10 protein-coding genes are annotated in these 11751 nt (G+C 67.8%); 9 read left to right on the plus strand and 1 reads right to left on the minus strand.

What is annotated here, in order from left to right:
- Positions 1–2: 2 nt before the first annotated feature.
- From H7J86_RS19235 to H7J86_RS19250, 4 genes are all read left to right on the plus strand, one after another.
- Positions 3–398, plus strand: coding sequence for a lipase chaperone (locus tag H7J86_RS19235; RefSeq protein ID WP_090354671.1), 396 nt, complete (start codon positions 3–5; stop codon positions 396–398).
- 3 nt (positions 399–401) lie between these two features.
- Positions 402–1286 (plus strand): rhomboid family intramembrane serine protease, encoded by an 885-nt coding sequence (locus H7J86_RS19240; protein WP_187096938.1) that lies wholly within the window; start codon positions 402–404, stop codon positions 1284–1286.
- A gap of 79 nt (positions 1287–1365) precedes the next feature.
- Positions 1366–1980 carry an ATP-binding cassette domain-containing protein gene (locus tag H7J86_RS19245; RefSeq protein WP_267293026.1) on the plus strand — a complete coding sequence of 205 codons (615 nt, stop codon included), beginning with the start codon at positions 1366–1368 and terminating at the stop codon, positions 1978–1980.
- 2 nt (positions 1981–1982) lie between these two features.
- Entirely contained in the window at positions 1983–3989 is a 2007-nt protein-coding gene (locus H7J86_RS19250) for a YhgE/Pip domain-containing protein (protein ID WP_267292666.1), read from the plus strand.
- Here H7J86_RS19250 and H7J86_RS19255 read toward each other — a convergent pair.
- Positions 3976–5445 (minus strand): carboxyl transferase domain-containing protein, encoded by a 1470-nt coding sequence (locus H7J86_RS19255; protein WP_267292667.1) that lies wholly within the window; start codon positions 5443–5445, stop codon positions 3976–3978. The two genes, H7J86_RS19250 and H7J86_RS19255, sit on opposite strands and share 14 nt — an antisense overlap.
- 128 nt (positions 5446–5573) lie before the next feature.
- On the opposite strand from H7J86_RS19255, the gene H7J86_RS19260 reads away from it, so the two are divergent.
- The 5 genes from H7J86_RS19260 to H7J86_RS19280 are packed head-to-tail and all read left to right on the plus strand — an operon-like array spanning position 5574 to position 11748.
- The gene (locus H7J86_RS19260) at positions 5574–5930 is read left to right on the plus strand and encodes a hypothetical protein (RefSeq protein ID WP_090354683.1); all 357 of its coding nucleotides are present in this window, start codon (positions 5574–5576) and stop codon (positions 5928–5930) included.
- 10 nt (positions 5931–5940) lie between these two features.
- A complete protein-coding gene (locus H7J86_RS19265; RefSeq protein WP_090354685.1) occupies positions 5941–6675 on the plus strand; it encodes an enoyl-CoA hydratase in 735 nt (244 codons plus the stop codon).
- A 6-nt stretch (positions 6676–6681) separates the two neighbouring features.
- Positions 6682–7785 (plus strand): MBL fold metallo-hydrolase, encoded by a 1104-nt coding sequence (locus H7J86_RS19270; protein ID WP_267292668.1) that lies wholly within the window; start codon positions 6682–6684, stop codon positions 7783–7785.
- A 19-nt stretch (positions 7786–7804) separates the two neighbouring features.
- Positions 7805–9361, plus strand: a complete 1557-nt coding sequence (locus H7J86_RS19275) for a serine hydrolase (RefSeq protein ID WP_372517295.1) — start codon at positions 7805–7807, stop codon at positions 9359–9361.
- On the plus strand, positions 9349–11748 hold the full coding sequence (locus H7J86_RS19280; RefSeq protein ID WP_267293030.1) for a cation-translocating P-type ATPase: 2400 nt from the start codon (positions 9349–9351) through the stop codon (positions 11746–11748). Before H7J86_RS19275 ends, H7J86_RS19280 begins: the two co-directional genes overlap by 13 nt.
- The last annotated feature ends 3 nt before the right edge of the window (positions 11749–11751 follow it).

An 11751-nucleotide genomic window follows, 5' to 3' on the forward strand; every position in this document is an offset into this window, starting at 1 on the left:
ACATGTCCACCGTCAGCAGCACGTCCGCCGTTCTCGGACGGCGGACGTGTGCTGTGGTGGCGGCCGGGTCGGCCGCGCTGCACGCCACGATGATCGGCCATGCCCGCACCCCGGTGGTCGCGGTGCTCATCGTGGCCATGGCCGCAGCCTGCCTGATGTGCGCCTACGAACTGTGGCGTGGCTGCGGCTTGCGGACCTGGTGTGTGGTCGCGGTGATGAACCTCGCGATGATCGCCGTGCACTGGTCGATGCCCACCCACCACCACGGTGCCGCGGCGCCCGAGCAGGTCAACGGACTGATGACGGTCGCGACCACGGTGTCGCTGATCGAGGCCGGTGTCGCCACCGCGGTGCTCTATGTCCTGACGAGGCGCCGCGCGCCATCGGCCATCATGTAGGGCATGACCTACCCACCGTCGCAGATGCCACCGCCACCGCAGGCCACCACCTGCTACCGGCATCCCGGCCGGCCGGCGTTCGTACAGTGCACCCGCTGCCAGCGTTTCATCTGCGGTGACTGCATGCGCGACGCCGCCGTGGGGCACCAATGCCCGGATTGTGTGACGGCGGGCGCGGCCACCGTGCGCCGGGTCGAAGGCCACTTCGGGGGGACGCCCGCGGGCGAGACCCCGTACGTCACCTACACGCTGATCGCGATCAACGTCCTGATGTTCGTGCTGCAGATGACCTCGCGCGAACTGGAGAGCCACCTGACGCTGTGGCCGCCCGCCGTCGCCGACGGCCAGTACTACCGCCTGGTCACCTCGGCGTTCCTGCACTACGGCATCGCACACATCCTGTTCAACATGTGGGCGCTGTACGTCATCGGCCCACCGCTGGAGCGGCTGCTGGGCCGAGTCCGGTTCGGGGCGCTCTACGGGTTGTCCGCGCTCGGTGGGTCGGTGCTGGTATTCCTGGTCGCCCCGCTGAACACCGCGACCGCCGGTGCCTCGGGCGCGGTGTTCGGGTTGTTCGGCGCCACGTTCGTGGTGGCGCGAAAGCTGCGCCTCGACGTCAAATGGGTCGTCGGGCTCATCGGGCTGAACCTCGCGTTCACCTTCATCGGCCCGTTGCTCGGGTCGGGCGCCATCAGCTGGCAGGGCCACGTCGGCGGGCTGGTGACCGGATGCGTGGTGGCCGCCGGCCTGGTGTATCCGCCACGCGCACAACGTAACCTGGTCCAGACCTCGTTGGTGGTGGGGCTGCTGGTGTTGTTCCTGGCGTTGATCTGGTGGCGCAGTGTGCAGCTGCTCAGCATGTTCGGTGGCTATCTGAATCTCGACTAGCGCTCGCCCGGTCAGCCCGATGTGTTGAGATGACTCAGTGGCAGAACCAGAGCCGGCAATCACGGCCCGCGGCATCAGAATGACCGGGCCCTGGGGCCCGGTCTACGGCCCCATCGATCTGGACGTGGAGGCCGGCGGGGTGAGCGTGCTGGTCTATCCGACCGGTACCGGCCGCACCGCCCTGCTGATGACACTGGCCGGCCGGATGAAACCCGTCGAAGGACAGATCACGGTGTTCGGTCACAGCCGGGCCCGCGATATCTTCGCCCACTCCGCGCTGGCCTGCATCGACGAACTGGACAAGATCGCCGAATCGGTGACGGTCCGCGATCTGATCACCGAGCAGAAGCGCTGGGATGCAGCCTGGTATCGCTTCATCGGCGCGGCCGACCAGGACGACCTGACCAGGGTGTGCGCACCCGTGTTCGGTGAGGTGGCGCTGCCGTCGCTCACGGCGTACTTCGACGAACTGTCCGAACTCGAGCAGACGCTGCTGCGCATCGCGCTGGCCAATACCGCGACACCACCCCTGCTGGTGGTCGCCAACCTCGATCACCTCACCGACGACCGAAACCGCGACATCGTGCTGAAGCGGCTCATCGCGCTCGGCGAGCAGCAGACCGTCATCACCGCGACCGTGAACGGTGTCACCGACACGGGTGTGCGCGCCCAGCTGAACGTGGGGAGTGAGTAGCCATGCTTGCCGGAATGTCGCTGGGTACCGATCTGAAGCGCTTCTCCCGGGGCGCGCTGCCCCGCATCGCGCTGGTCACCGTCATCCTGATGCCGCTGCTGTACGGCGCCATGTATCTGTGGGCGTTCTGGAATCCGTTCGCCGAGGTGAACAAGATCCCGGTGGCACTGGTCAACGAGGACACCGGCACCGTCGTGGACGGTCAGCAGGTCCGCGCCGGGGCGGAAGTGGCTGACGCACTGGTCGATTCGGGCCAGCTGCAATTGCACCGGGTGTCGTCGACCGAGGCCGCGGCGGGGGTGTCCAGCGGCAAGTACTACTTCTCGGTGACGCTGCCTGAGAACTTCAGCGCCGATGTCGCCTCCCCGTCGGGCGGCTCGCCCGAGCAGGCGCAGATCCAGTTCAAGTTCAACGACGCCAACAACTATCTGGGTTCGATCATCGGGCAGAACGCCGCCCGGGAAGTCATCAACCAGGTCAACGCAAGCATCGGGCAGCGCACCTTGGGCACCGTGCTGACCGGACTGACCGACGCCGGTGCCGGATTGGTCCAGGCCGCCGACGGGGCGGGCCAGTTGGCCACGGGCACCGCGGCCGCCGACGACGGCGCGCACAAACTCGCCGACGGTGCCGGTGCGTTGACGGCCGGATTGGTGACCGCACGCGACGGCTCGGCGCAGCTGGCCGCCGGGACACGTCAGCTGTCCGCGTCCGTGGATACCGCGACGGGTCCGTTGGTCACCATGCTGGACCGAGTCGGTGATCTGGGATTGGATCCCGACGAGGTCGGATTCGTCGCGTCCCGGTTGTCCGGGGCGGTGCGCTCGACCACCGATCGGATCGCCGCGCTCAACATCGACCAGGCCCAGGCGGCGACGCTGGTGGATCAGGCCGTGGGCATGTTGCAGGCCAACCCCGATCCGGCGGTGCGCGATGCCGGTGACGTGTTGTCCGGCGCGCAGCGACTACTGCGGGCCAAGGGAATCGATCCCACCACCGACGACGGACTGAACAGATTGCGCGACAGCGCGACACAGCTGGAGAACGAACTCGGCGACCCCAACAGCAAGCTGCGGGTGTTTCTCACCCGCGCACTCAACGGCGGGCTGCGCGCCGATGTGGTGAAGCTGCGCGACGGTGTGCACCAACTCGACAGCGGTGCGCGCAAGCTCAACAGCGGACTGATGCAGCTGGCCGCCGGGGGAGGCCAACTCTCCTCGGGAGCAACACAACTCGCGGCCGGTACCAGCAAGCTGCGCGCGGGTAGCCAGGAGCTGGCCGCCAAGCTCAAGGAGGGTTCCACCCGAGTCCCGTCCTGGACGCCGGAGCAGCGCACTGCGGTCGCCAAGACCCTGGCCGCGCCGGTGACTCTGGACATCCAGACCGACAACGCCGCCGCCACCTTCGGCACGGGGTTCGCGCCGTTCTTCCTGCCGCTGGCGCTCTTCATCGGTGCGCTGATCATCTGGATGCTGCTCAAACCGGTGCAGTCCCGGCCCATCATCAACGGGCTCGGCGCGCTGCGGGTGGTGCTGGCGTCGTACTGGCCCGCGCTGCTCATCACGGTCTGCCAGGTCGGGGTGATGTATCTGGTGGTGCACTTCGGCGTCGGCCTGCAGGCCCGTCATCCGATCGCCACGGTGGGTTTCCTGCTGCTGATCGTGGCGACCTTCCTGGCCTTGATTCAGGCGTTCAACGCCCTGTTCGGGGTGTCGGTCGGGCGGGTCGTGACGCTGGCTTTCCTGATGCTGCAATTGGTTTCGGCCGGCGGTATCTATCCGGTGGAGACCACGGCCAAACCGTTCCAGATCCTGCACCCGGTGGACCCGATGACGTACGCGGTCAACGGCTTGCGCCAGTTGATCGCCGGCGGAATCGATTCGCGGTTGTGGATCGCGATCGCCGTCCTGACCGGGGTGCTGCTGGTGTCATTGGCCGCCAGTTCGTTCGCGGCCAGGCGGGACAGGCAGTACACGATGGAACGGCTCAAACCGCCTATCGAGGTGTGAGCCCGATCCGGCGATATCGGTGCAGCCGCAGGCCGAGCCGTTCGGTGTCGGGCATGGTGCGTAGCTCGTACAGCGCGGCGGCAATGGTCATCGACAGCCGCGTGGTGAACTCCAGCGGTTCGTCGGCGGCGTCCGGACGCTCGTCGACGATGGTGTCCACGATCCCGTTGAGTAACAGGTCGGCCGACCGGATACCTTGTGCGGCAGATAGTTCCGGCGCGTGATCGGTGTCACGGAAGACGATGGCACTGGCACCCTCCGGGGGGAGCGGGGCCAGCCAGCCGTGCTGGGCGGCCAGTACGCGGTCGGCGGGCACCATCGCCAGGGCCGGGCCGCCACTGCCCTGACCCAGCAGCACCGACACCGTCGGGGTGTCCAGGGTCACCAATTCGGCCAGACAGCGGGCGATCTCGCCGGCCAGCCCACCCTGTTCGGCCTCCACCGAGAGCGCCGGGCCGCGGGTGTCGATGAGCGAGACGAGCGGTAGCCGCAGGCTCACCGCCAGCGCCATGCCGCGGCGGGCTTCACGCAGCGCGGCCGGGCCCAGCGTGCCGATGCGCTGCTGCCCCAGGACGACGGCCGGCTGGTCACCGAAGCGGGCCAGTGCCAGCAGCATCTGGCTGGTGTCCCCACCGGTACCCGACAGCGGCACCGGTTTCGTGGTCCCGTGCGCCAGCACGTACTCCGCACCCGGGCGTTCGGCGCGACGGGATGCCGTCACCGAATCCCAGGCGGGGATGTCGGGGATCGGCTGGGCCGGTGGCGCCGGTGGTGGGGTCCCAGGCGGGTCGACCAGCACCGCCAGCGTGCGGTCCAGGACGGACCGCAGCGCCTCGACCGGGACCACGCCGTCGATGACGCCGTGCCGGAACAGGTTCTCCGCGGTCTGGACACCTTCCGGGAACTGCTCGCCGTAGAGGTGTTCGTAGACCCGGGGACCGAGGAAACCGATCAGCGCGCCCGGTTCGGCGGCCGTGACATGTCCAAGTGAGCCCCACGACGCGAAGACACCGCCGGTGGTGGGGTGCCGCAGATAGACGATGTAGGGCAGATGCGCCCGTTTGTGCAGTTCGACCGCGGCGGCGATCTTCACCATCTGCAGGAAGGCGACGGTGCCCTCCTGCATCCGGGTGCCCCCCGAGCTGGGGGAGGCCAGCAAGGGCAGCCGCTCGGCGGTGGCGCGCTGGATCGCTTCGGTGATGCGTTCCGCCGCGGCCACCCCGATGGATCCGGCCAGAAAGTCGAACTCGCAGGCCAGCACGGCCACCCGGCGGCCGAACACGGTGCCCTCGCCGGTGATCACCGACTCATCCAGCCCGGATTTGGCTTGCGCCGCGTCGAGTTCTCTGCGGTAAGCCTCCGAGGTGGGCACCTGCACCGGCGGACTGTCCCAGCTGAGGAACGATCCCGGGTCGAGGACGGCATCTCGGACGGCGAGGGCTGGGGTCCGGCTCACGGGATGAGGTTATGCGACGGGCTCCCAGGCGGGTCTCTTCTGAACTGTGTCAGCGATTGTTGACACAGTTCAGAAGAGAACCACCCGAGAGCGGCGATGTTGTCGGTGCGCAGCGGCACCCTCAAGCGATGGACGACGTGTGGGGCGACGATGAGGACGACGATGACCACGCCGACTGGCGGGACGATCCGACCCTGACCGACACGGCTCGCCAGGCGCTGGAAGCTCTCGAGCGGGCCGGACAAGGACCCCCGCCGCCCGATCACGACCCCGTCTTCCAGGAGTTCTGCAGCGGGGCGATCGCGCGAAAGCTCGCGATGGTGCGCGACGAGAGGGAGCGAATCCTCGCCGACTACGACGCCACTGTGTTCAAGGCCCGACAGGCCGGGATGTCCTGGGGAGAGATCGGCAGGCGGCTGGGAGTATCCCGGCAGCAACTGCACCGCAGCTACGCCGGAAGGTGCATGCCCGAGGAACCTATATAGGCTGGCGACCATGATTGGAGTGACCCGGGACGGGAATGTCCTGACTCTGGAAATGCAGCGGGCCGAGCGGCGCAATGCGCTCAACGGCGCACTTGTCGATGGATTGCGTGAAGAGATCGAGAAGGCGTCGGGATCTGACGTGCGGGCCATCGTGCTGACGGGCCAGGGCACGGTGTTCAGCGCCGGTGCCGACTTGTCCGACGCCGAGGGCGTGGCCAAGGAACTCCCGGACAAGGCGTTGGCCCTGAACCTGGCGATCGACGCCAGCCCGGTGCCGATCATCGCCGCACTCAACGGCCCGGCGATCGGCGCCGGTGTCATCTTGGCGATGATCTGCGATCTGCGGGTGGCCGCCCCCAGCACCTACTTCCAGTTCCCCATCGCCAAATACGGTTTGGCCCTGGATAACTGGAGCATCCGCCGGCTGACGTCGCTGGTCGGCCATGGCCGTGCCCGGGGCATGCTGATCGCCGCCGAACGCCTCGACCTGGACACCGCGCTGCTGACCGGGATGGTCAACCGCACCGGCACGCTGGCCGACGCGCAGACCTGGGCCGCCGAGATCGCCGGTTACGCGCCCCTGTCGGTCGCACATTCCAAGCGGGTGCTCAACGACGACGGTGCCTATGACACCGTCCGCGGGGACCACACCCGGATGTTCAACAAGGCGTGGGCCAGCCCGGATGTCATCGAAGCGCAGGTGGCGCGCATCGAGAAGCGGCCGCCGAACTTCACGGGGGCCTGAGCAGCGATGATCGCGGAAGCGGCCCGGGTGGTCGGTGGCACCGCAGCACTGGTGGCCGGCGGCTGGGCGTTGCGTGCCCTGCGCGGCGCCCCCGAGTCGCTGGGCGCCGCCGATATCGGTGCCGCGGCGAAGACCTCCCAGAACTACCGCGACGGGGTGTTCGTCAACCGCGAGCCCGCCTCCGAGGTGCAACTGACCAGGCAGCAGCAGTGGTCGCTGATCCGCGAGTTGTTCACCGGCGACCAACAGCGGCCGGGCGGTGAGATTCCGCTGGTACGCCCGACGGCGACCGCCCCGGCCGCCGACCTGGCGGTCACCTGGTTCGGCCACTCGTCGGCGGTCATCGAGGTCGACGGTTATCGCGTGCTGGCCGATCCGGTGTGGAGCGAGCGCTGCTCCCCGTCGCGTGCCGTGGGGCCCCAGCGGCTGCATCCCGTGCCGGTCGAACTCGACGCCTTACCCGCGATCGATGCGGTGATCATCAGCCACGACCACTACGACCACCTCGATATCGACACCATCAAGGGGCTGGCCAGGTCGCAGCGGGCCAAGTTCTACGTTCCGCTGGGCATCGGGTCCCACCTGCGTATCTGGGGTGTCCCGCCGGACCGGATCGTCGAGCTCGACTGGGACGAGAGCGCCACGCTGGGCGAGCTCAGGCTGGTGTGCACGCCGGCGCGGCACTTCTCCGGCCGGTTCCTCACCCGGAACACCACCCTGTGGTCGTCGTGGACGGTGATCGGTCCCCGGCACCGCGCCTTCTTCGGCGGCGACACCGGGTACACCAACGGCTTCGGCCGGATCGGGTCCGAGTACGGCCCGTTCGACCTGACCTTGATGCCGATCGGCGCCTATCACCCGGGCTGGCCCGACATTCACATGAACCCCGAGGACGCTGTCCGCGCCCACCGCGATGTCACCGACGCCGGTCTGCTGGTACCGATCCACTGGGCCACCTTCCGGCTGGCGCCGCACCCGTGGTCCGAACCCGTCGAGCGACTGCTGACCGCCGCCTCGGCGGAAGGGGTGACCGTGGCGACGCCCAAACCCGGGCAGCGGGTCGACGGCGCAGCCACGGCACGGCCGATAGACGCATGGTGGCGGCTCTGAGCGGCTAGCGTTCTTCCCTGTGAGACGGATATTGTGCATCGCGGCTGTCGCGCTGCTCGCTGGCTGCACGACGCCGGAGACCGGCCCGGCGAGGATCCTGTCCGATCAACCGCCCCCGCTCGTCCCGGCAATGCCGTTGCCCGACAACGCGGTCGAGAACGCAGTCGGCAAACTCGACGGAATCGCCGAAGAACTCATGCGCAAATCGGGGATCCCCGGTCTGGCGGTCGCGGTGGTGCACGGTGGAAAAACCGTTTATGCCAAAGGGTTCGGTGTCAAGGACAACCGAGCCGGAACCGGCGATGCCAACAAGGTCGGCCCGGACACCGTCTTCCAGCTGGCCTCGGTGTCCAAACCGCTGAGTGCCACCGTGGTCGCACACCAGGTCGGTGAAAAGGCGATCGGCTGGGACACCCCGGTCATCAGCAAGCTGCCGTGGTTCGCGCTGTCAGATCCCGCCGTCACCCGGATGGTCACCATCGGTGACCTGTTCTCCCATCGCTCCGGCCTGCCCGACCACGCCGGCGATCTACTGGAGGATATCGGCTACGACCGCCGGCAGGTGCTGGAACGGCTGCGCCAACTCCCACTGGACCCGTTCCGGATCTCCTACGCCTACACCAACTACGGATTGACCGCCGGTGCCGAGGCGGTCGCCGCGGCAGCGGGTAAGTCGTGGGACCAGCTGGGCCGCGACGTGCTGTTCGGTCCGCTTGGAATGTCCTCCACCAGTTACCGTTTCGCCGACTACGAAGGCCGCAAAGACCGCGCGGTGGGCCATATCCGCATCGACGGCGGATACCAGCCCGAGTTCGTCCGCGACGCCGACCAGCAGGCTCCGGCCGGTGGGGTCAGTTCGTCGGTCAACGATATGACGCACTGGCTGGAAATGGTGCTGGCCAACGGCAGCTACCAGGGCCGCCAGCTCATCGACCCGAAGGCCCTGCTGCCCGCGCTCACTCCCCAGGTGGTGTCCAGCCCGCCGTCGGAACCTGCGATGCGTACGGGCTCCTACGGTTTCGGGTTCAACGTGGGCACCACCTCGGCGGCCCGCACCCAGCTGAGCCACTCCGGCGCGTTCGAGCTCGGCGCCGGCACCAATGTCCTGTTCCTGCCGTCGGCCGACGTGGCGATCGTCGCGCTGACCAACGCCACCCCGTCCGGTGTGCCCGAGGCGCTCACTGCCGAATTCGCCGACCTTGTCCAATTCGGTTCGGTGCGGGAGGACTGGTACAAGCTGTACACCGGGGCGATGCTCCCGATGAGCGAACCGGTCGGCTCGCTGGTCGGCGCGGAGCGGACGGCCAATCCCGCACCGGCACAACCATTGTCGAGCTATGTCGGCACCTACCGCAATGACTACTGGGGACCGGCCGTCATCGCGGAGAAGAACGGCACACTGGCGCTCACCCTCGGTCCACGCGGGGACACCGTCGAACTCACCCATTGGGACGGCAATATCTTCACGTTTTCGTTCATCAGCGAAAACTCCCCACCCGGAAGCATTTCCAAGGCCACCTTCGACGGCGGCAAGCTCACCCTGGAGTACTACGACGAGGCGGTATTCACCAAGTGACGACGATCATTTCGGGACTCAGCGATACCGAGGTCGCCCAGCGGGTTGCCGACGGGCAGACCAACGACGTCCCGACCAGGGCCGCACGCAGCGTGTCCGAGATCGTGCGGGCCAATGTGTTCACCCGCATCAACGCGATTCTCGGCGTGCTGTTCGCGATCGTGCTGGCCACCGGGTCGGTGATCAACGGCCTGTTCGGCCTGCTGATCGTCGCGAACTCCGCGATCGGCATCATCCAGGAGTTGCGGGCCAAACAGACCCTGGACCGGCTGGCCATCGTCGGGCAGGCGAAACCGTTGGTGCGCAGGCAGTCCGGGACCGTGGCGTTGTCACCCAACGAGGTGGTGCTCGATGACATCATCGAACTCGGGCCCGGTGACCAGATCATCGTCGACGGCGAGGTACTGGAGGGCGCCAACCTCGAGATCGACGAATCGTTGCTGACCGGTGAGGCCGACCCGATCCAGAAAGACGCCGGCGATCCGGTGATGTCGGGCAGTTTCGTGGTGTCGGGCAGCGGTGCCTACCGCGCCACCAAGGTGGGCCGTGAGGCGTACGCCGCCAAGCTGGCCGAGGAGGCCAGCAAGTTCACCCTGGTGAAATCCGAACTGCGCAGCGGGATCAACAAGATCCTGCAGTTCATCACCTACCTGCTGTGGCCTGCCGGCGCGCTGATCATCTACACCCAGCTGTTCACCACCGACGTCGGCTGGCGCGAGTCGGTGCTGCGGATGGTCGGGGCGTTGGTGCCGATGGTGCCCGAAGGTCTGGTGCTGATGACCTCGATCGCCTTCGCCGTCGGCGTGGTCCGGTTGGGCCGGCGGCAGTGCCTGGTGCAGGAGCTGCCCGCCATCGAGGGCCTGGCCCGGGTCGACGTGGTGTGCGCGGACAAGACGGGCACGCTGACCGAAAACGGGATGCGAGTCAGCGATCTCAAGAAGCTGGGTAGCGACCGCGGGGTTGGCACCGAAGATGTGACCGACGTACTGGCCCAACTGGCCGCCGACGACGCCCGCCCCAACGCCAGCATCGCCGCCATCGCCGAGGCCTACAAGATGCCGCCCGGCTGGACCCAGACCGCCTCGGCACCGTTCAAATCGGCCACCAAGTGGAGCGGCGCCTCCTACGGCGACCACGGCAACTGGGTGATCGGGGCGCCCGATGTGCTGCTGGACCCGGCCTCCCCTGAGGCCGAAGAGGCCGAGCAGATCGGGGCGCACGGGCTGCGGGTGCTGCTGCTCGGATCATCCGACACCGCCGTGGATGCCCCGGACGCCCCCGGCACCATCACCCCCGCCGCGCTGGTGGTGCTGGAGCAGCGGGTGCGCCCGGATGCCCGCGACACCCTGGATTACTTTGCCTCGCAGAAGGTCGCGGTCAAGGTCATCTCCGGTGACAACGCCGTCTCCGTCGGTGCGGTGGCCGGCACACTGGGCCTGCACGGCGAAACCCTCGATGCGCGCCGGCTACCGGATGAGCCCGAAGAGCTGGCGTCCACGCTGGATGAGTACACCACCTTCGGCCGGGTTCGCCCCGACCAGAAGCGGGCCATGGTGCACGCCCTGCAGTCCCGCGGGCACACCGTGGCGATGACTGGCGACGGCGTCAACGACGTCTTGGCGCTCAAGGATGCCGATATCGGTGTCGCCATGGGATCGGGCAGCTCGGCGTCCCGTGCCGTGGCCCAGATTGTGCTGCTGGACAACAAGTTCGCCACCCTGCCGTATGTCGTCGGCGAAGGCCGCCGGGTGATCGGCAACATCGAGCGGGTCTCCAACCTGTTCCTCACCAAGACCGTCTACTCGGTGCTGCTCGCCGCGCTGGTGGGTCTCGGCGGCCTGGCGTCGAAACTGTTCGGATCCGATGCCCTGCTGTACCCGTTCCAGCCGATCCACGTCACCATCGCCGCCTGGTTCACCATCGGCATCCCGGCGTTCATCCTGTCGCTGGCGCCCAACAACGAGCGAGCCCATCCGGGCTTCGTGCGCCGGGTGATGACCTCGGCGGTGCCCAACGGTGTGGTGGTCGGCCTGGCCACGCTGATCTCCTATCTGCTCGCCTACCAGGGTTCGCATGCGACCAAGGTCGAGCAGACCCAGGCGTCCACGGCGGCGCTGATCACCTTGCTGGTGGGTGCGGTGTGGGTGCTGGCCGTGGTGGCCCGGCCCTACCAGTGGTGGCGGGTGGCACTCGTGGCGGTGTCCGCGCTGGCCTACGTGGTGATCTTCTCGATCCCGCTGGCCCAGGAGAAGTTCATGCTCGATCCCAGCAATGTCGCGCAGACATCGTTGGCGCTGGGCATCGGGTTGGTGGCCGCCGCGGTCATCGAGGTGTTGTGGTGGATCGAGGGCCGAGTGTCTGGCGAACCCCGCAAACTGTGGCGATAAGGT

The organism is Mycobacterium hackensackense, assembly GCF_025822555.1.
In the GTDB taxonomy this organism is placed as follows: Bacteria; Actinomycetota; Actinomycetes; order Mycobacteriales; family Mycobacteriaceae; genus Mycobacterium; species Mycobacterium fluoranthenivorans.